The sequence below is a fragment of the Vibrio sp. ER1A genome, from assembly GCF_000733315.1.
GTDB lineage: Bacteria > Pseudomonadota > Gammaproteobacteria > Enterobacterales > Vibrionaceae > Vibrio > Vibrio mediterranei.
The window spans coordinates 140,594-159,964 of sequence record NZ_JPJA01000094.1 but is presented as its reverse complement, the minus strand read 5'-3'; the positions used below and the strand labels follow the sequence as shown (position 1 = coordinate 159,964).

17 protein-coding genes and 1 pseudogene are annotated in these 19,371 nt (G+C 43.1%); 7 read left to right on the top strand and 11 right to left on the bottom strand.

Features of this window, described 5'->3' with window-relative positions:
* Window positions 1-53: 53 nt before the first annotated feature.
* Together HW45_RS23995 and HW45_RS23990 are read left to right on the top strand one after the other, a co-directional pair.
* Window positions 54-2,138, top strand: coding sequence for a transporter substrate-binding domain-containing diguanylate cyclase (locus HW45_RS23995; protein ID WP_152559709.1), 2,085 nt, complete (start codon window positions 54-56; stop codon window positions 2,136-2,138).
* Window positions 2,139-2,318: 180 nt separating this feature from the next.
* Entirely contained in the window at window positions 2,319-2,867 is a 549-nt protein-coding gene (locus tag HW45_RS23990; protein WP_081875890.1) for a DUF3124 domain-containing protein, read from the top strand.
* Window positions 2,868-2,918: 51 nt separating this feature from the next.
* Here the strand turns inward: HW45_RS23990 and HW45_RS23985 are convergent, their stop codons facing one another.
* A complete protein-coding gene (locus HW45_RS23985) occupies window positions 2,919-4,001 on the bottom strand; it encodes a TRAP transporter substrate-binding protein (protein WP_006070697.1) in 1,083 nt (360 codons plus the stop codon).
* A 282-nt stretch (window positions 4,002-4,283) separates the two neighbouring features.
* Between HW45_RS23985 and HW45_RS23980 the strand changes: the two genes are divergently transcribed.
* Window positions 4,284-4,904, top strand: coding sequence for a LysE family translocator (locus HW45_RS23980; protein ID WP_038222142.1), 621 nt, complete (start codon window positions 4,284-4,286; stop codon window positions 4,902-4,904).
* Between the two features lie 29 nt (window positions 4,905-4,933).
* On the opposite strand, the gene HW45_RS23975 is transcribed toward HW45_RS23980, so the two are convergent.
* Window positions 4,934-7,144: a hypothetical protein gene (locus tag HW45_RS23975; RefSeq protein WP_038230354.1), complete on the bottom strand. Its 2,211-nt coding sequence runs from the start codon at window positions 7,142-7,144 to the stop codon at window positions 4,934-4,936.
* Window positions 7,131-7,307 carry a hypothetical protein gene (locus HW45_RS29635; protein ID WP_156750284.1) on the bottom strand — a complete coding sequence of 59 codons (177 nt, stop codon included), beginning with the start codon at window positions 7,305-7,307 and terminating at the stop codon, window positions 7,131-7,133. The genes HW45_RS23975 and HW45_RS29635 overlap by 14 nt, the downstream gene beginning before the upstream one ends.
* Before the next feature lie 426 nt (window positions 7,308-7,733).
* Here HW45_RS29635 and nirB point away from each other — a divergent pair, with 426 nt between their 5' ends.
* From nirB to cobA, 4 genes are all read left to right on the top strand, one after another.
* Entirely contained in the window at window positions 7,734-10,292 is a 2,559-nt protein-coding gene (gene nirB / locus HW45_RS23970) for a nitrite reductase large subunit NirB (protein ID WP_038230353.1), read from the top strand.
* A 2-nt stretch (window positions 10,293-10,294) separates the two neighbouring features.
* On the top strand, window positions 10,295-10,618 hold the full coding sequence (gene nirD / locus HW45_RS23965) for a nitrite reductase small subunit NirD (RefSeq protein WP_006070703.1): 324 nt from the start codon (window positions 10,295-10,297) through the stop codon (window positions 10,616-10,618).
* Window positions 10,619-10,715: 97 nt separating this feature from the next.
* On the top strand, window positions 10,716-11,576 hold the full coding sequence (locus HW45_RS23960; RefSeq protein WP_006070704.1) for a formate/nitrite transporter family protein: 861 nt from the start codon (window positions 10,716-10,718) through the stop codon (window positions 11,574-11,576).
* A 126-nt stretch (window positions 11,577-11,702) separates the two neighbouring features.
* Window positions 11,703-12,455, top strand: a complete 753-nt coding sequence (cobA, locus tag HW45_RS23955) for a uroporphyrinogen-III C-methyltransferase (RefSeq protein ID WP_038230352.1) — start codon at window positions 11,703-11,705, stop codon at window positions 12,453-12,455.
* 34 nt (window positions 12,456-12,489) lie between these two features.
* On the opposite strand, the gene HW45_RS23950 is transcribed toward cobA, so the two are convergent.
* From HW45_RS23950 to HW45_RS23915, 8 genes and pseudogenes are all read right to left on the bottom strand, one after another.
* On the bottom strand, window positions 12,490-13,155 hold the full coding sequence (locus HW45_RS23950) for an OmpA family protein (RefSeq protein ID WP_051868344.1): 666 nt from the start codon (window positions 13,153-13,155) through the stop codon (window positions 12,490-12,492).
* 5 nt (window positions 13,156-13,160) lie between these two features.
* Entirely contained in the window at window positions 13,161-14,732 is a 1,572-nt protein-coding gene (locus tag HW45_RS23945) for a TadE/TadG family type IV pilus assembly protein (protein ID WP_038230351.1), read from the bottom strand.
* Window position 14,733: 1 nt separating this feature from the next.
* Window positions 14,734-15,258 (bottom strand): tight adherence pilus pseudopilin TadF, encoded by a 525-nt coding sequence (tadF, locus tag HW45_RS23940; protein WP_006070708.1) that lies wholly within the window; start codon window positions 15,256-15,258, stop codon window positions 14,734-14,736.
* Window positions 15,258-15,743: a TadE/TadG family type IV pilus assembly protein gene (locus tag HW45_RS23935; RefSeq protein ID WP_038230349.1), complete on the bottom strand. Its 486-nt coding sequence runs from the start codon at window positions 15,741-15,743 to the stop codon at window positions 15,258-15,260. The genes tadF and HW45_RS23935 overlap by 1 nt, the downstream gene beginning before the upstream one ends.
* 5 nt (window positions 15,744-15,748) lie before the next feature.
* Window positions 15,749-16,462, bottom strand: coding sequence for a tetratricopeptide repeat protein (locus tag HW45_RS23930; RefSeq protein ID WP_031494400.1), 714 nt, complete (start codon window positions 16,460-16,462; stop codon window positions 15,749-15,751).
* Window position 16,463: 1 nt separating this feature from the next.
* Window positions 16,464-17,315 (bottom strand): type II secretion system F family protein, encoded by an 852-nt coding sequence (locus HW45_RS23925; RefSeq protein WP_038230347.1) that lies wholly within the window; start codon window positions 17,313-17,315, stop codon window positions 16,464-16,466.
* Window positions 17,312-18,217 (bottom strand): type II secretion system F family protein, encoded by a 906-nt coding sequence (locus HW45_RS23920; RefSeq protein ID WP_006070712.1) that lies wholly within the window; start codon window positions 18,215-18,217, stop codon window positions 17,312-17,314. The genes HW45_RS23925 and HW45_RS23920 overlap by 4 nt, the downstream gene beginning before the upstream one ends.
* Window positions 18,217-19,350 (bottom strand): annotated as a pseudogene (locus tag HW45_RS23915) (CpaF family protein); the annotation flags it as partial. The pseudogene HW45_RS23915 and the gene HW45_RS23920, both read right to left, overlap by 1 nt.
* Between the last annotated feature and the right edge of the window lie 21 nt (window positions 19,351-19,371).

Here is a 19,371-nt window from a genome sequence, read left to right as displayed (position 1 = left end):
TTATTAAACTATGTCTGTATCTCTGATTCACCCCAAGGAAGGAGTTATTGGAGTTGAAACTTAATTGCGTGCTTACATTTAAAACCATGCTCACTCGCATGGTTGTTTTGATCGTATTACTAGGAGCCACGCACACAACTCTAGCTCAGTCGGATACCTATATTGTCGCGGCTCATGAACGAGACTTTATCGCCCGTTTTATTTTTTCTACCATTGAAAAACAATCCAATATCTCTTTTCAGTACGCAGACTATCCTGTATTTGGTGAGCGATTAGATGCTGTTGAAGACGGTAAAATAGACTTTGTCGCTAATATTACCTATACCAAGAGTCGAGCTTCACGATTCATCTTCTCTGAGCCCATTAACATTGAACCAACCTATTTATTTAACAGAGGTGGCGAGTCGTTTGATGAAATGCGTGTCATTGGAACAACAATGGGAACGGCGTTTAACGACATAATTCAGAGATACTATCCCGACAAACGTATATTGGGATTCAATGACAATGACGTTGCATTTGAGAGCTTATTGGCAGGTAATATAGATGGCTATATTGGCACTTTCCTACAATTAGAGAGCTTTTTATCTGCGGGGTTTAAAGCAACCTCGATCAACGACCAAGTTTCCATTCCACCTGTCTCGATTATTACCAACAAGCCAGAAAATAAACCACTATTAGCGGCTTTTAGTGACATTATTGCAAAAGACTCTGTTCAAAAAGAAATCCGTCGTTACATCGACAGTTACATTACCGAAATTGCTATTAAACAACTGAGACACAAAGTTAAATCTAGTGGCTTAGACCTCGACTCTGTTATTGAGATTTATCTTAACCCTCGCCCACCGTATGTGTTTTCAGGAGCGAATGGACAACCAGAGGGCATTTCTGTTGAGTTTGCAAAGCAAATTTGCAAACTCAACCAACTAAAATGCCGAATGGTCTACGACCCTACTGAATCGTGGTCAGTATCTTTACAAAAGCTCACTTTGGGTGAACGTGACGTGACGACCCCTATTGCTGACATAAAACACCGTCAGCGTATACTTAACTTCAGCCGTCCCTACGCGTCTATTCATGGTGCCATCGCCAAGCGCATAGGTTATAAAGAGGAAGTCTACCGACATATTTCCGAACTGTTCGCGGAAAAAGTCGGTGTAGTGGAAAACGATGTGTTTGCCTCCATCACTCGCCGTTCATTGCCCAATAAAACTCTGGTTTACTACGGTGATACTGAAAAGCTCATTAACGGACTTACTAACGGGGAAGTCGATTACGCTATTACCAGTCAAGTCACGTTAGACACACTATTATACGAACACAATATAACCAACGTGACTCAAGACCGTTACTTTCGTCCTTTTTATCAATCTGAGTTGAGTTTTGGGTTTCCTAAAACTGAACGTGGCGAGTTTCTCGCTCAGTTGTTTAATAGAACCTTAGACTTTATCGACGCCAACTCAATCAACCGCCGTTATCAGCCACCAGCAAACTGGCGTGAACTGAATGAAAAAGAGAGTGACAAACGTCGATTAAATATCATCAATACACTGTTAGCGCTGCTAGTACTAGTGACCTTTTTCTTCGGTTACATCACCAATCATCGTGCCAATCATGATGCACTGACTAAACTTAAAAATCGTCATGCTTTAAACCGTATCCGTAAACAGGCTCTAGAAAAAGGCCACGGACTCATTTACATCGACCTTAATGGCTTTAAACACATTAACGACACTTATGGTCATACGGTCGGTGACCAAGTATTACGTTGCTACGCCAAACGTTTGAAAGAAACCATTGATGGTCAAATTTACCGGATCGGTGGTGACGAGTTCGTTGCTATCACAGAATTCGACCCTAATGAACTCAGAACAATATTAGACCAACTAGAAAGCTATCCGTTTATAGTGCGCGGCTCCGGGGTTGTATTAACGCTGTATGCCTCTGTTGGAGTCTTCTTACCAGACATTAGTGAGTTGAGTATCAAGCAGTTACTTATCTATACAGACTTCGCTATGTATGAAGCCAAGCGCAATGACAAGGTTCGTAGTGTCATTATTGATGAGACCAAACTCAGAGATCTTGCTATCGTCCATGAGCCCAAAAAACGCTCACATCGTGATGTTCACAAAGGATAAATAAAACTTCTTAACTTTTATTCCAACATGCTTCTTAGAAAAGGCTCAAACACCTCAAAAAAACACAATTGCTAACAGAAAACTTCACTCATAACCCTCTGATTTGAAGCAATTTATGACACCTATCTCGAGATTACGAATATAATAGTTTTAGTGAACTAAACAATAACAGGAGACTTTATGACTGCAAAACAAAATGCTAGCCAATTCGTGTCCATTATCTCCACCATACTTGTCATCGGACTCGCTATCTATCTTGGTACACTAGTGAAATCTGTTGATACGATAGAAGAGAAGCTTAGCCACCAGGCACAACAAATAGAAAGAACTTCTCTAAAAGTAACCAATGGCAGTCTTGGTGATACCGCGCGTTCCTATGTTCCTGTCTATTCGCATATTTATACCGATGGTGGTAAAGCCGTATTGCTGGAAAGCACCTTAGTCGTGCGTAACACTGACCCTAACTCAAGTATTAATATCCATAGCATCAATTACTATGACACCAACGGCCAACTTGTTCGTCAGTTTGTCTCAGAAGGCTACAAACTTGAGGCAATGTCCAGTTCTGAATACTTGGTTGAGAAGCGTGAAGTCAGTGGAGGTGCTGGGGCCAATTTCTTAATCGAATGGTCGAATCCAAACCAAGCGTCAGCCCCTATTTTTGAAGCAGTCATGATTGGATCTGGTCATGGAAAGGATATTTCATTCACTAGTCGAGCACCGCTATAAAAAAACACCCCGCATAATGCGGGGTGTTTTCTTTCAATCTAACCACTGTAATTAGTTGGCCTGTTCGTTTAGGTAAGCTTGAAGTGAGATGTTAGTCCATTCACGCATCTTCACTAGATAATTAGCTTGTGAATCAAGAATCTCTTTCGCCAGCTTATCGTTAGCCGCCTGCTGCTGAAGCAGTTCTTCATTTGCTGCTTTTAGAGCATTGATCACTTCTGGTGGGAAAGAACGGACTTTAATATTCGGATACTCTGAACTCATCTTAGACCAACTGTTCGCATTCTCATGCAAAGCTTGGGTGTACATATCAAACGCGGCAACGCGGAATGAGGTTTCTAAGATGATTTGTAGATCAGCTGGCAGAGACTCCCACACTTTCTTGTTGACTAAGAATTGTGTTTCAGAGCCTGGTTCATGCCATGCTGTGTAGTAATAAGGTGCGATTTTTTGAAAACCCATTCGTAGATCAAAGGCAGGCCCTACCCATTCTAATGCGTCAATTGTTCCTCGCTCTAATGAGGTATACAGTTCGCCCGGCGCGATGTTGGTTGGTTTCGCGCCAACTTTCGCTAACACCTCACCAGCAAAGCCAGGGATACGCATCTTCAAACCTTGCAGATCCTCAACGGTGTTGATCTCTTTTTTAAACCAACCACCCATTTGTATGTCTGAGTTTCCGCCAGGGAACGACAACAAATTATGAGGTGAATAGACTTGCTGCATGAGCTCTAGACCCCCACCATGATAGAACCACGAATACTGCTCCATCGTTGTCATACCAAATGGCATCGATGAGAAATACAGAGTATTAGGGACCTTACCTTTCCAATAGTATGAACTTGAATGACCAAGGTCATATTGACCAGACTTAACCATATCAAACACACCTAAGGGGGCTTTGTGTTTGTTAGCAGAGTCGATTCGAATAATTAAACGTCCATTCGACATTTCTTTGGCTAACTTTGCCATATTCTTACTCGCATCGCCCAGAATTGGCGTATTAGGCCCCCAGGTTTCTGCCAGTTTTAAACGGTAGACTTTATCGTCAGCTTGCACTTGAAAGGTTGCCACAGCAGTGAGAGATGCAATGACGATAGTACTCAGTCGACGAATGGTTTTTGTGAATTCCATTTCTTAGATTCCTATGTACGTTATTGGATAGCTCAACAACAATGGATGTAAACACTATGTATGTCAAAGTGTTACCGTTTGGGTGTATTCTTCTTAAGCAGTCATTACACCTAATATTTAACCGCTCTTCCCTATTTTATACTTCACATTGTTTAACGACTCTATTTAACTCCAACCTTTCACTAGCCAAAAATATTCCATTCTGTTTAACAAATTGATAGTTCTGTCACGAAATCTCTGTTATTAATAGCTAAATTGTTAAATATTCTAATAAGCATCATTATGGACTGGGCAACACTCTCAATATTCATCCCCACATTTTTCTTTGTTTCTATCACCCCAGGAATGTGCATGACACTAGCGCTTACAATGGGCATGAGTATTGGCTACCGACGTACGTTGTGGATGATGGTCGGTGAATTGCTCGGTGTTGCCGCTGTTTCTCTTGCTGCTATCTTAGGTATCGCTGCCGTCATGTTGAAATACCCAGAAGTATTCACTGTCTTTAAGGCCGTCGGCGCAACTTATCTGTTCTATCTTGGCATCCAAATGTGGCGCTCACGTGGTAAACTAGCCATCACCTCTGACGTTGAACAACAAACCGAACACAAAGATTGGGATCTAGTCGTTCAAGGCTTTGTTACCGCTATTGCCAATCCCAAAGGTTGGGCATTTATGATTTCGCTTCTTCCCCCATTTATCGACCAGTCAAAGCCAATGTTTGGACAAGTATCGATCATGCTTGGAATCATTTTGGTCAGTGAGTTTGTTTGTATGACTATCTACGCGACTGGTGGAAAAGGATTGAAACGAACATTGGGTAATGCAAACAACGTACGGACCATGAACCGCATTGCGGGAACACTCATGTGTGGCGTTGGGGTTTGGTTGTTTATTGGATAAAAATGGGCTCCGATTTGGAGCCCTTTATTTTATTGTGTTACACCTGCAATCACTGAAGGCTCTCCTGTCACCTCAGGCATACTACCGATATCAGCACTACCCGTGACAGAAGTTGGTACCGCTACGGCAGGGTCTTGCAAGGTTAATGCGTTGCACTCAGACGTTGCCAAAGGTTTCATCAACTCTTCAATTTCACGAGCTTTTATAACGTATTGACTGCTTCCTCCCATAACTACGCCATCGCCGATTGAAAAGGCAGCACGATAATGGTCGTCCTCGTCATTTTTGATACTTGGAATGCCCCATAGATCACCATTCCCTCCATAGTTAAGCATAAAGGTTTGGTTTGCATAATCACCAGCATCACCATTTCGGTCATTGTTAGTGGTATGAACATAACTAAACTGAATTGGGCGGTCGAAACTGACAATATCCCCCGATTCATTACGTACTGTAGTCAATCGATTCCACTCATTGACCCCTGTTTCCCACACATAAAATTCTTGCACAACGTTAGGATCGTAGATTTCCCATGGATTAGAAATAGACTGTGACGATAGAACCATTGGCCCTGTTCTCAACCCCCAATGGTGTGGTGTAGATTCAAGGCTTGATGAGGTGATGGACGAGTCGAAGTGAACCGCTTCGCCGCTGGCTACGCTAACGAGCGTAAGTGCATTAACACCATCAATCGAGAACGTAAACTGATACGCGGTGCCATGCTCAGTTTCAAATGGGCTATTCTCTCCCCAATATTGGGTGATATGTTGGTCATCAATGGTACCTGTAGGGCAATTATCGTAACAAGTTAGCGTAATGGTACCGTTGTTAGGAAGTGCAGCATCACCGCTTTGTGACCCATCAATAAAGGTTTGGACATAGTAAGTTATACTATCCTCTCCATTAAGATACTTCACCTCTCCGCCGAGCTGCTCAGAATACATATATAGACTGTCGTAATCGCTAAGCGATATTACGATTGGTGTTTCTAGCTGAGTCACACTCGGACCATTATCCGTCCAAGACAGCTTACCAACTTTCACGAATTGTTGATTGCTATAGTTCACGACCCATTGATCGAAAGAGCTGTCTTGATAGACATCATCATCCCAATAGTTAAAGTCGATTCCAGCTAATTCAGTGAGCGCTAACGAGTTCACTGTGTTCTTTATTAGACGACCCGGTGCTGTCACGATAGTCAGAGTTTCCTGCTGTTCGTCGTTATCTTTCACTACGGTGTCACCATTACTGAACTGATGGCCGCTTTCGGTCCAAAGCCCCCAGTAACCTATAAAACCATAGCTATCGTTATTACCATTATCCGTAGAGTCATAACGAATAGGAAAACCGCTATTGAGTTCGACAGCAGCTCCTGTCGTTGCGTCAAATAAGTCGTAACGATGAACGTGTGATGTAAACTCAGTACGACTCAAGCATTGAGTGCCAGTTGCAAAGTCTCCTGACTTGTAAGGCAAATCATCAAAACTACCATTGGTGCTCTGAACTAATACGCGATTTTCATTAAACGCGAGTGCAAACGTCTGACCTCCACTTCCATATTGACCGGAGTATTCCATCCCCGTTAACGCAACACCCGTAGTTTTATCTTCTGACATGACCACACTGGCACATTGTTTATAGCTTTCGTTACCACCGTGGCTACCCTGCTCATAAAGTGTGAAACCAATTTGGCCATCAAGATCGGAGATAGTTTTGACTTCACCTCCTCCTGATTGATTGTTTTGGTCAAAATTATCAAAGAAGTCGAAGTTAAAGGTGAAGTCACCAAATGGATTAGCATCAGTAGAGCCATTGCGGATTTCCGCTTTGAACTTAATCGCTTGTTCCCCTTCGTCACTTTGTCCCATATCTGGAAGCCATACACTGACGAGTAGCGGGTCTGAGTCAGACTCTCGAACAACCGTACTTACCGCCTTCATTAACTGTGTTTGATTACTCGCGCCTGATGATTGTCCGCTATCACCGGATTTATCTTCGTCAAAGCACACCGATTCATCAGCTAACACCAAGTAAGGCCCTTGGTTAGCGAACTCGACACTGTTGAACTGCGCCGTAAAACACAGAATGCTGTTCACGAGTTCAATAGGTTCTAATGCTTCGTTCCAGACATGTGTACGCTGCTCTGCGAGCGTATAGTCTGTACCCGCGTCGTTGTATGCGGCTTGAATAGTGACAGGAGCTAGCGCCAAGGCAAGTGGAATTAGTTTAGTCGTTTTCATTGGTCACTACCTCCAATTGTTCAGGCAGCGAAAGCTGAGATGTCGGAATGGTTTGAGTCTGTGTCTGATTACCTGAGCTGGAGTCTCCCCCACTTCCATTACAACCGAAGAGTAGTCCTAGGACAAAGGTAGCGATTACTGCTTGGATATGAAGTCGTTTCATATCTCCTCCTTGTAATTCAACTTACGAGCGTAATTCGTGCCAACTAACCTTATTTATAATGTGGTTATAAATACCCTAGGATAATGTGAACATAAGTTTATAGAACAAAATTCCATATAGATATTGCATTTGCTTATAAACCATACAATCCACATGGTTTATGTAGGTAAATTACAACATATGTAAAAACAGCACTATTGTATGATAAATATATTTATGCTGTTCTAAATTCGCTTGCGTGGTAAACCGATTGCTATGCTTATATCCTATAAATCATCCCTTCTACTATTAACTTGTTGATTAGTTAATCACCCAACCTACCCCTTTAGGGTAGTTTAAAAGTGTAATTGATTTACATCATGTTTTAATTTTCTTTCACATTTAACAATGCGCGAAGATTCGAAGAACTAACACTTAGGTATTAATATGAGCAAGATGAAGCTTGTCGTGATAGGAAACGGCATGGTTGGTCATCGTTATCTCGAGGACTTAGTCGAGAAAACCAATATGACTAACTATGATGTCACCGTTTTCTGCGAAGAACCACGCGTCGCTTATGACCGTGTCCACCTCTCCTCTTATTTTTCACACCATACTGCAGACGAACTTTCCCTAGTTAAAGAAGGTTTCTATGAGAAGCACGGCATCAATGTTCTTATTGGTGAGCGCGCAATCAACGTTAATCGCGAAAACAAAATCGTTTATTCAAGTACTGGTCGTGAAATTAAGTACGACAAGCTTATTCTCGCAACAGGCTCCTACCCATTTGTTCCACCTATTAAGGGTAACGAGAGCAAAGACTGTTTTGTCTATCGTACTATCGAAGATCTTAAAGCTATTGAAGCAACGGCGAAAAAGAGTAAACGCGGCGTTGTTGTTGGTGGCGGTCTACTTGGTTTAGAAGCAGCTGGAGCACTTAAAGCACTGGGTGTCGAGACACATGTTGTGGAATTTGCTCCAGTATTAATAGCGGAACAGTTAGACCTTCAAGGCGGTTTACAACTTCGCAACAAGATTGAACGTATGGGCGTTCAGGTTCACACAAGCAAAAATACACTTGAAATCAAAGCCGAGGGCAATGAAGCCCGTAACACTATGGTGTTTGCTGACGGCACTGACCTTGAAGTAGATTTCATCGTGTTCTCTGCGGGTATCCGTCCACAAGACAAACTTGCTCGTCAGATGGGCTTAGGTGTTGCACCTCGTGGCGGTATCGAAATTAACAACTTCGCTCAAACTACTGACCAAGATATTTATGCGATTGGTGAGTGCGCTTCGTGGAACCGTACTTTCTACGGGTTAGTTGCTCCTGGTTATAAAATGGCGACAGTTGCGGTTGACCACTTGGTAGGTAACGACAGTCAGTTTGAAGGCGCAGATATGAGCGCTAAGTTAAAGCTACTTGGCGTAAAAGTGGGCTCTATTGGCGATGCAAATGGCCGTACTCCCGGTTGTAAGAGCTTCGTATACCAAAACGAAGAACAAGAAGTTTACAAGCGTCTGATTGTTTCTGAAGATGGCAAGAAGTTGCTTGGTGCAGTAATGGTTGGCGATACGTCTGATTACGGCGATCTACTTCAGCTTAAGCTCAATGAAATCGAACTTCCTGAGCACCCTGATACTTTGATTCTTCCTGCGCATGCCGGTGCTGAAAAGCCGACACTCGGTGCAGATTCTCTACCTGAGTCAGCCGTTATCTGTTCTTGTTTTGATGTCACTAAGGGCAAGATCGCACAAGCTGTTGCTGACGGTCACCACACTATTGGCGATATTAAAGCAGTGACCGGCGCAGGTACTGGCTGTGGTGGTTGTATCCCTCTTGTTACCTCTGTCCTCAACGCTGAACTAGCAAAATCAGGCATCGAAGTTAAAAACGACGTATGTGAACACTTTGCTTATTCTCGCCAAGAGTTGTTCCACTTGATTCGTATCGAAGAAATAAAGACGTTCGAAGAACTACTTGAGAAACACGGTAAAGGTTACGGCTGTGAAGTATGTAAACCACTTGCAGGCTCTATTTTAGCGTCTTGCTGGGGCGAGCATATTCTTAAGCCTGAGCTTGTGAAACTGCACGATACCAACGACAACTTCCTAGGTAACATTCAAAAAGACGGTACTTACTCTGTCATTCCTCGTATGGCGGGTGGTGAAGTTACTCCTGAAGCACTGAAAGTGCTTGCTGAAGTGGCAGCAGAGTACAGTTTATATACCAAAGTCACGGGTGCTCAACGTATTGGTCTATTTGGTGCGCAAAAAGACGACCTTCCTGCTATCTGGAAAAAACTGATTGCGGCTGGCTACGAGACTGGTCAAGCGTATGCCAAAGCACTTCGCATGGCGAAGACTTGCGTGGGTTCAACATGGTGTCGTTATGGTGTTCAAGATTCTGTTGGTCTGGGGTCACGCATCGAGAACCGTTACAAAGGTATTCGTACTCCTCATAAGATGAAGTTTGGCGTTTCTGGCTGTACTCGTGAGTGTGCTGAGGCTCAAGGTAAAGACCTAGGTATTATCGCGACGGATGCTGGTTGGAACATGTATGTGTGTGGTAACGGTGGTATGAAGCCACGTCACGCAGACCTACTGGCTTCTGACTTAGACGAAGCAACGCTAATTCAATATATCGACCGTTTCATGATGTTCTATATCCGTACTGCTGCACCGCTACAACGTACTTCAGTTTGGATGGAAAACATGGAAGGCGGCGTCGACTATCTACGTGAGGTGATCGTTGATAACAAACTTGGCATCAACGAACAGTTAGAAGCAGATGTACAGCGTCTAGTGGGTGACTACAGCTGCGAATGGAAGAATACGATTGAAGATGAGTCTCAGCTTAAACGCTTCTCTCACTTCATCAACAGCGATCTTCGCGATGACAATGTGGTTTTCGTTCAAGAGCGTGAGCAACACCGTCCAGCTACATTTACAGAGAAACACCCAGAAGCTAAGGGTGACATCCTACACGTTGAGTTGGAGAAGTAATCATGGCATTTCAAAAAGTATGTGATATCCAAGACATCATCCCTGGCACTGGCGTATGTGCATTGGTGGATGGCCAGCAGGTTGCTATTTTCCGCCCAACAGCCGCTGAAGAAGTGATGGCGATCAGCAACATGGATCCGTTCTACCAATCTAACGTGCTATCACGTGGATTAATTGTTGAGCACCAAGGCGAGCTTTGGGTAGCAAGCCCTCTTAAGAAACAACGCTTTAACCTAGCAACAGGTACTTGTATGGAAGATGAGCGCTTTAGCGTGAAAGCATACAAAACTCGTATTGCCAAAGGTGCAGTAGAAGTTTCGGCGTAAGCCAAGAGACTGAATAGCCTATAGGGGTTAGAAGCCCTAGCCCCTATCACTATTCAATCTTAACTTTTTAACTTTAACTTTTAATAGGTACAATTCTATGTCTGCTGATTTTAAACCTGCGCAGTTTGTGCAAACCATGATCGACGTTGGCGAAGCGAAAACAAAAACAAGCACTCGCGACCTCCTCCTTCGTGGCACAATGGCTGGTATCATCCTGTCTTTAGCGGTAGTTGTTGCAATCACAACAATCGTCCAAACGGGTATCGGTATCGTAGGCGCACTCGTCTTCCCTGTTGGCTTCGTTATTCTAAGTGTAATGGGCTATGACCTTGTAACGGGTGTATTCGGTCTTGCGCCACTGGCTAAATTTGCTAACCGTCCGGGTATTACTTGGAACCGTATTTTCCGCTGTTGGGGACTCGTAGGTTTGGGCAACCTAATTGGTTCTCTTATCGTTGCTTACCTTGTAGCAGTTTCACTAACTGGCAACTTCTCTCTGGAACTTAATGCGGTTGCTAAAAAGTTCGTAGCGGTATCGACAGCTCGTAGCCTTGGTTTTGAGAACATGGGCATGGACGGATGGATCACCTGTTTCGTACGCGGTATCTTCTGTAACCTTATGGTATGTCTTGGCGTTATCGGCAACATGACAGCACGTTCTGTATCAGGTCGTGTGGCGATGATGTGGTTCCCTATCTTCATCTTCTTCGCACTAGTATTTGAGCATACTGTGGTAAACATGTTCCTATTTCCACTAGGTATGATTCTTGGTGCTGATTTTGGTATTGCAACTTGGTTGAACTTCAACCTAATCCCTACCATTCTTGGTAACATCGTTGGCGGTCTTATCATGACTTGCCTCCCGCTTTACCTAACTCACGCTAAAACTGCACCATCTCTAGATGCACAAGCAGACGCAGAAGTGTCAGTGAACGCTGAACCAGCACTGAGCAAATAAGCTTATTGGGCCTCGTACTATGTGCGAGGCCTTGTTGATAGCTTCTTTGGCTATAAACAGTATTAACTTTGCCATTATCTGAGTTTTACTTTTTATATCCAAAATTTGAAATTGATAGGCATAACTATGACCACTCATCAAACATCTTTAAACACTGGCTTCGTTTCTCTAGTCGGTGCAGGGCCGGGAGACCCTGATTTGTTGACAGTGAAAGGATATCGCGTAATTCAATCGGCTGATGTTGTCGTTTTTGACCGTTTAGTCTCTAAAGAAATTCTTGCACTTGCCAAACCAGATGCTGAGATGATTTATGTGGGCAAAAAGCTCGATTACCACTGTGTGCCTCAAGATCAAATCAACCAGATCTTAGTTGAACAAGCACAGTTAGGACTCAAAGTGGTGCGCCTCAAAGGCGGCGACTCCTTCATATTTGGTCGTGGCGGCGAGGAGCTAGAAACACTGGCAGAAAATGGCATTAGTTTTGAAGTGGTTCCAGGAATTACCGCAGCGGCTGGTGCCACAGCCTATGCTGGCATCTCCCTCACCCACCGCGACCACGCTCAAAGCGTACAGTTTATTACCGGACATGTTCAAAAGGACGGCCGAGAAATTGAGTGGAGTTCACTGGCTCAATCAAACAATACACTTGTGTTCTACATGGGTCTGAAGCAAAGCGGCCGTATCACTGACAGACTAATTACCCATGGTCTTGACGAAAATACGCCGTGCGCAGTGATTGAAAACGGTACACGCAAAGAACAGCGCGTTTTCCAAGGGCCACTTAACACGCTGCCTACAATGGCAAGTGAGGCTGAAAGTCCTGCATTGATCGTGGTTGGAAGTGTTACGCAACTGCATGATAAGTTGAAATGGTTCTGATATAAAAAAGCCCAGCTATCTCGCTGGGCTTTATTTATTGATTATCTACTTTCGAGTCCAACGGTATATAAACATCAGAACGTCGATTTTGAGATCGCCCATCTGCTGTTTTATTCGAAGCTAATGGCTCAGATTCACCAAATGTTTTTAACGTTGTATTCTCTTTCCTCACCCCGTTACTGGCTAGTTCATTAGCCGTTGCCGTTGCACGTCTCATCCCTAATGCTTGGTTGTACTCATCAGAACCTACCCAGTCTGTATGCCCTTCTACAGTCACCTCAAAATTGTTAGCCGCTAACTGCTTGGCGACTCCAGTTAAGGTTTTGTGAGCCAAAGGCGTGAGATTGTATTTATCAAAGGCAAAATGTACCCGCGCAACCAAGTATCCCTTTTCAGTCGGTTCACCAAACTTAGCAATGCCCAAATTCGATATGTAAGTCAAACATTCCTCGGGATTGGTAATGAGTGCAGACATCTTAAGTAACTGCCATTTAAGCTCATCATCCGTGCTGGTTTCCGTTACCTGCATATAACCTTGTCGATGTGTTCCCACACCTTCGATATCACCAATGGTTATATTATGTGAATACTCATATTGCTTAGCTCCACAATACTCTGTAATGTGAGCACTTTCTTCATTAGCGACGGCATTGAAACTGCTAACGACTGCAATTGCTAGTATAGCTTGTAATTTCGACATCCTAATCACCCATATAAACGTGTCTCGCCTGTTCCTTGTGAGCCTTTTTGAATTAGCTCTTCGATTTTTTCTATAAACTCTTCGGTATCCGTTACATCTGTGATGTCTTCATCCGGATTTAACACACAATCTTGGAATCCACTTTGCTCCGACGCCGCAAAGTCGATGCCGATCACCGCAATATACAAGCCAGGGATCTCTTCTCTAGCTTTGTCACACATGCCTGCATCAACAAGCCCTTTTAGAATACCGTTGTTTGGACTTTCTACCCCATCGCTAAGCACCAAAACCATTTTGATTTTGTCATTGTACTCAGCCAACTCATCTTCATCCGAAGTATCAGGTTTACCGGCAAGCATATGTTGAAAACCGCGTAGCATTCCTTGAAACGAAGCAGTACTCCCGTCAGCCCACATATCATCTATGACATCAATTTCTGTTCGATCGCTGGTAAGGTCAATAGAATAAAACTGATTCTCGTTAGAACTTCCATAACCTCTATAAAGATCTAAACTGTCTAGACGATACTCGGTACGCGCATCTGGAAACTTATTGATGAACATTTCAGCCACACTCATATCAAAGTCAACATAGTCATAAACGTCAACATGATATGACCAGTCATTATCATCTTCATCAATATTAAAAATACTAACTAGCCTTTGTGCTTGTCGCCTTTCACCATTCCGGCCATTGGGACAATCATCTCGATCCTGAGAGCAATCGTATACTTCGCCAGATGTATACTCTCGCCATTTGTTCCAGTTAACGTCTTCATACGTCCGAGGAGAATCGTCTTCATCGATATCGTCTCGGTAGCGTAATTGAGTCACAGTAAACACATTGCTGCCATTAGACTCTCTAGTTCTAATATTAAACGGCACAACCGCTACACGATTATCCAACTTACTTGTGAGTTCAGGCTGGTCATCGTCAGCGCAATAGTCTTCGTTAGTTGCTGGATCAGTTTGTATGTCACTACAGAGCAACTTATCAGCAATCTCTTTAACCGCGACTTTTAAGTCAGCGATCTTGCAGTTCGTCGCGGTACACGGGTCACTTGAATTCCCGCCCCATTGCCAACTCATAGAGCCTGAAAAGTCTGAAACAAAAACGATATCTATATTCTTATCGCCTAGGTTGAACGGGTATTTTTTGGCAACAGCGACCCCTTTTAGATCTTGGGTTTCTCCAAACACTGGTATCAGGTTGCTAGCAAACCAAGAATTATGATTAGTCGTTGCTTCAACCGTATATTGGATAAACTCATCCACATCATTTTCTGGGTCAGGGGCTTGATAGAAACGCGTAGCTACTACTGTTTCACTGTTAATGTCTCTGACGTAATCTCGGATATAGTCTTTTGCCATTTCATTCGCGTTAGCAGATTGGTCCTCTATTGTTACTGCTGAAGCAGCGGCTTGTGCTGCATCTCGCAAGCGATTCGTTTCTTGGATGTATCGCGTACCTTCGACAGCAAAAAACGTCATTCCAAGTACTGGAATAAGTGTAAATGCCATCCAAACGGCTGCAATGCCTCGTTGTCGCCGTGCACACTGTCTACATATACTACTCATGCTACCTCCCCGCCACGACTGAGCTAGATGTGATGGTTAAAGTAGGCGATCCAGTGTTTCCCCAAAAACGCGCGAACCAAGAGTCTCTTTGCTCACACAGTGATACTTGATATAAGGAATAAACCGTTTCATCCTCGGTGGGAACAAGGTCCGACTTTTGGTCAATCGATGTAGTTTCACAGCCCATCGCTCCATATTGGACACTGGTGTAACTATCCACCGTCGCGGTGTTATGCAACGCTTCTATCTTTATCGCTATGTCTGCTTCTGCCGTATCAAGCATCCTAGATGCTAAGGCATGCATGTCATCTCTATCACCGTCACTAAGAACCAGACGATCATTATAGAAACGAGCGCGCTCTTTAAGGATGTTAGCAAGAGCAAAACTCGCCCTATCTAACTGAGCTCTTACCAAAAGTTTATGACTGATATCCGTCGTAAAAAGGAAAATTCCAATTAAAACAATAACAACTAAAGTAAGCTCAATAATGAACGTGCCTCGTTGGTTTTTATGAGAGTACTTCATTATTCTCCCTCCCACCCCTCGTGCTCTAGTGTCAACACAGTTGTTCTGGAAATAGTTTTTTCAGATGCACCGAGGACATTGAGTATTGGGGTGTATTGATAATCCAAGGTTATCTCCGCCAAAGCGTAGCCCTCTTGAAAACCATCATCGTCTTCCGAAAAGCCTACATCATCGACAAATTCCCTATATGAATTGAAATATTTCCCTGTAATTTGAAAATTCTCCTGTGGCGCTAGATAACTCCATAGCTTGCCATCAGATGTAATCAGTTCATCAAGCCTATTTTTATAATTGTCATGGACACTAGAACCTTCATAGACCTTAGCATTTCTTACTGTTTCTCGAAGCGAATACTCCACCAAATTGGTTACGTATATTTGATAGCTTGCTTCAATAATCAACAACGTCGTTAATATCAGCGCAACCGCTCCTACAGCAAACTCAACAGTTGAAGTTCCTTTTTGACGAGAAATCCGAATAAACATAACTACTACCCATCAGATTTGTAGAGCTGTCGTGATATCTTCGACACTTGACTGTCGCTATACTCATCATTTAACAGCTCTCTGGCTTGATCAATTCTTCCCAGTTTAAAGAACGCTATAGCCAAGTTTGCTTTCACCACTTGATTGCTTGGATTTTCTTTAAATACCGGTGTGAGTAACTGAGTTACTCTGAAGTAATCACCTTTTGCTAAATAAACTACTGCTAAATTGTTTTTTATTATTAGATCATTATGACCTTTCAGTCTTGCTGTATTAAATTCTTGCTCGGCTTGATTAAACTTGTCCTGCTTACTATAAGTAATACCTAAAAGTACGTGAATATCACTCGATGTATTACCCAACTTCAGTGATTGCTTGTAACGAGTTTCAGCATAGCTGTTCTCACCCATCTTATCGTGGATCTGGCCACGCAGTTGGGCAAGCTGCCAATTCTGCACTCCGTCATTTAATAAATGATCTGTATAGAATTGTGCCGACTCAATATCACCTTTATCAAAATACACTTTCGCAAGTTCTTGGGTAATTTGATTATCTTCAGGTTTATTTTGCAAATGCCCCTTATAGTGCTGAATAAGTCCGTCATGATTGTCAACACGCTCCATGCTGTTAACAATGTCTTGATTACTAGGCGTTGAGCTTGACACACAACCGAATAGAAAAATGGTTACTATACAAACCAAGATACCTCGAATATCCATATCATTTCCTTAGGTCCGTGAAGTCTAGTTGCATCACTCCAGGTGCAAGAATTAAAATTACGATTGGAAACATAATGAGAAGTATTAAAGGAACGCTCATTTTGGCAGAGAGTTTCCCAACCTTCTCTTCAACTTTTAACAATTGAATCCGACGCATATCTTCAGCTAAATCACTCAAAATATTGGCAACCGATGTACCGTATTGAAGGTTTTGGATTATGGTTAAAACAAAGCTCTGGACCTCTGGCGCCGGCAAGCGATTGTTTAGGTCATTAAGTGCTTTTTCAATGCCATGGATTTTTCCTGCATCTGATGTTTTCTTGATTTGATAGCTAAGATCACTATCAAATGCCGCCAATTCTTTATGCAAGTAATCAAAAGAAGCTTCGATTGTCATACCCGTTTGAACGCATACAGACATAATATCTAATACGTACGGTAAGTTTCGTGAAATCTTTCTGACCATTAACTTCTTTTTGATATCGAGAATTATATCTGGAAGAATTATTACCGTTATCATAACAACGACAACTGCAACTACTTTATAAAGCACTGCTATATTTAAGAATAATATTGCTAACGATATACATACTGCGACAGCAAATTTAGTGGGTAGATAGTACTTTGCCAGATTTTTGTTGTAATAACCTGCATCAAGTAACTTCTGCTCTAGTTCCTTTCGCTGTTCTTTCGCAAAGCCAATAATTATACGATTACTCTTTACTGGGCTTAGTGTTTGCGACTTAGAAATAAATGATTTGATTTTTTTCTGTCTGCCATGGACCTTTACCATTTCAAAAACTAAAAAGGTAATGGTTAAAGTAATCACTAATAAGCTCATCAAAATGATCATAATCTTACCGCCTTAACCAATAACCAAACGATAAACAGGCCGACAAGCTCACTACCTACAACGTAATACAATACCCAAACACCTTTGGGATCATGGAGGATGTAGTTAATGTTATCGGGATTCACGTTATAGAGTATGACTGCAAAAATAACAGGAATCGCTGCGACGACTTTGGCAGAGATCCTTGCCTCAGAGGTCATCGCCATTTTCTTAGTCTCCATCGTTCTCGCGTCGACTAAGACTCGAATCAGGCGCGCTAAGACCCCCCTTAACTGACCTCCTCGGCTCATATTCGCTCTGATAGCAATAGTAAAGAAGATAAACTCAGGATAAGGAAAACGCTTAGCGGCACGCTGCAACACTTGGTCTGGCGACTCACCGAGCTTGAGCCGATCCCCCATATTTTTGAATTCCCTACCTACCTCATTATCAAGATTCTGACCGACAAAACTGACGGCTTGCATTAGGCTTTCACCCGCGGTCACCGCACTCATTAACACATTAAGTGCATCCGGAAACGTTTGTTGAAACTGAACTCGACGACGATTTGATAGCCATTGGTATCCTAGAAACCAAAACACTAACAGTGCGACGACAAAGACAACAATCTGATTAGCACTCAGTACTTCAAACGCAATGTACCAAGCAGCAACCACACTAGCCACAACGAACAGCCCGACCATGATGTTGGCACGTGGTCCCAATGTTTGAACTGAGAATTTAAATGACTCTTGAGCTTGCTTGATCCCTTTTTTAGGCACTAATGTACCTAAGTTAATCGCAGAGGTTAGTTCTTCTTGCGTGCCTGTGTCAGGGAAATACTGCGCGACCTTGTCCTTCTTGCCCATGGCCAAAAGCATTGCTACGACACCGAGTAATATGAACGAGATCCAAATAAGCATTATCTTACTCCATTAAAAGACATCATCAGCTCTTCGTATAAACCGTAGAACTGTGACTTTTTCACCAACTCAGAACGCTGCATAATCCCTTGAGTAAGAAACGATCCTTTGACATTTTCACCATAGCCTGACTCTTCATACTTAAAGCGATAGATTTCTTCCATCACCACATTCTCACCCTCTAGGCCGACAACTTCTGAAATGCTAGTGACTTTTCGAGAACCGTCTCTCAATCGATTTACTTGCACAATAAGTTGGACTGCGCTAACAATAGAACGCCTTATGGCATCTAAAGGCTGGTTGAGGTTAGCCATCATTATCATAGATTCAACACGACTAATGGCATCTCGAGGAGAGTTAGCATGAAGCGTCGACATTGAGCCATCATGGCCTGTATTCATGGCCTGCAACATCTCAAACGCTTCAGGGCCACGACACTCCCCAAGTATGATCCGATCCGGCCTCATCCGCAGCGCATTTATCACCAAATCCCGCTGCGTCACTACGCCCGTTTCCTCAATACTGGCTGAGCGAGTTTCTAGTCTCACCAAATTAGGCTGTTGTAATCGTAGCTCCGCTGCATCTTCTATCGTTACGATGCGTTCATCGTCTTCGACATAATGCGATAAGGCGTTAAGTAACGTCGTTTTCCCAGAACCCGTACCACCTGAAATGAGAATATTCATCCGGCAACGTGAGGCTATAGATAGTACTCTCGCCATGTCTAATGACATCGAACCTATCTCGACAAGCTCTTCGACGCCAAAGTTCTGTTCTCTGAATTTTCGGATGGAGATAGAAGTGCCATCAAGGGCAATAGGAGGAATAACAATGTTTACACGGCTCCCATCTTCCAGTCGAGCATCGACGGTTGGAGAGAGCTCATCAACGCGTCGACCAACCCTAGCTGCAATAAGTTTCGCAATGGCTAAAACCTGTTCTTCACTCACAAATGAAATATCAGAGCGGTGTAGTTTGCCGTTTTTCTCGAAAAACACATCCGTTGCACTGTTGACCAATATATCGGTTACGGTTGGGTCATCAACTAACGATTGAATAGGCCCAAGTCCAAACAACTCGTCCATCATGCTTTTAACGAGGCCACTTTTCATCATCGCTGTAATCGGACGTTCGAAGGTAACTATTCACCCGCG

Excerpts from the sequence above, each read along its gene's own strand:
- HW45_RS23990 (WP_081875890.1), top strand. The coding sequence starts at position 2,319 with ATGACTGCAAAACAAAATGCTAGCCAATTCGTGTCCATTATCTCCACC.
- HW45_RS23985 (WP_006070697.1), bottom strand. The coding sequence starts at position 4,001 with ATGGAATTCACAAAAACCATTCGTCGACTGAGTACTATCGTCATTGCA.
- HW45_RS23980 (WP_038222142.1), top strand. The coding sequence starts at position 4,284 with ATGGACTGGGCAACACTCTCAATATTCATCCCCACATTTTTCTTTGTT.
- HW45_RS23975 (WP_038230354.1), bottom strand. The coding sequence starts at position 7,144 with ATGAAAACGACTAAACTAATTCCACTTGCCTTGGCGCTAGCTCCTGTC.
- HW45_RS29635 (WP_156750284.1), bottom strand. The coding sequence starts at position 7,307 with ATGAAACGACTTCATATCCAAGCAGTAATCGCTACCTTTGTCCTAGGA.
- nirB (WP_038230353.1), top strand. The coding sequence starts at position 7,734 with ATGAGCAAGATGAAGCTTGTCGTGATAGGAAACGGCATGGTTGGTCAT.
- nirD (WP_006070703.1), top strand. The coding sequence starts at position 10,295 with ATGGCATTTCAAAAAGTATGTGATATCCAAGACATCATCCCTGGCACT.
- HW45_RS23960 (WP_006070704.1), top strand. The coding sequence starts at position 10,716 with ATGTCTGCTGATTTTAAACCTGCGCAGTTTGTGCAAACCATGATCGAC.
- cobA (WP_038230352.1), top strand. The coding sequence starts at position 11,703 with ATGACCACTCATCAAACATCTTTAAACACTGGCTTCGTTTCTCTAGTC.
- HW45_RS23950 (WP_051868344.1), bottom strand. The coding sequence starts at position 13,155 with ATGTCGAAATTACAAGCTATACTAGCAATTGCAGTCGTTAGCAGTTTC.
- HW45_RS23945 (WP_038230351.1), bottom strand. The coding sequence starts at position 14,732 with ATGAGTAGTATATGTAGACAGTGTGCACGGCGACAACGAGGCATTGCA.
- tadF (WP_006070708.1), bottom strand. The coding sequence starts at position 15,258 with ATGAAGTACTCTCATAAAAACCAACGAGGCACGTTCATTATTGAGCTT.
- HW45_RS23935 (WP_038230349.1), bottom strand. The coding sequence starts at position 15,743 with ATGTTTATTCGGATTTCTCGTCAAAAAGGAACTTCAACTGTTGAGTTT.
- HW45_RS23930 (WP_031494400.1), bottom strand. The coding sequence starts at position 16,462 with ATGGATATTCGAGGTATCTTGGTTTGTATAGTAACCATTTTTCTATTC.
- HW45_RS23925 (WP_038230347.1), bottom strand. The coding sequence starts at position 17,315 with ATGATCATTTTGATGAGCTTATTAGTGATTACTTTAACCATTACCTTT.
- HW45_RS23920 (WP_006070712.1), bottom strand. The coding sequence starts at position 18,217 with ATGCTTATTTGGATCTCGTTCATATTACTCGGTGTCGTAGCAATGCTT.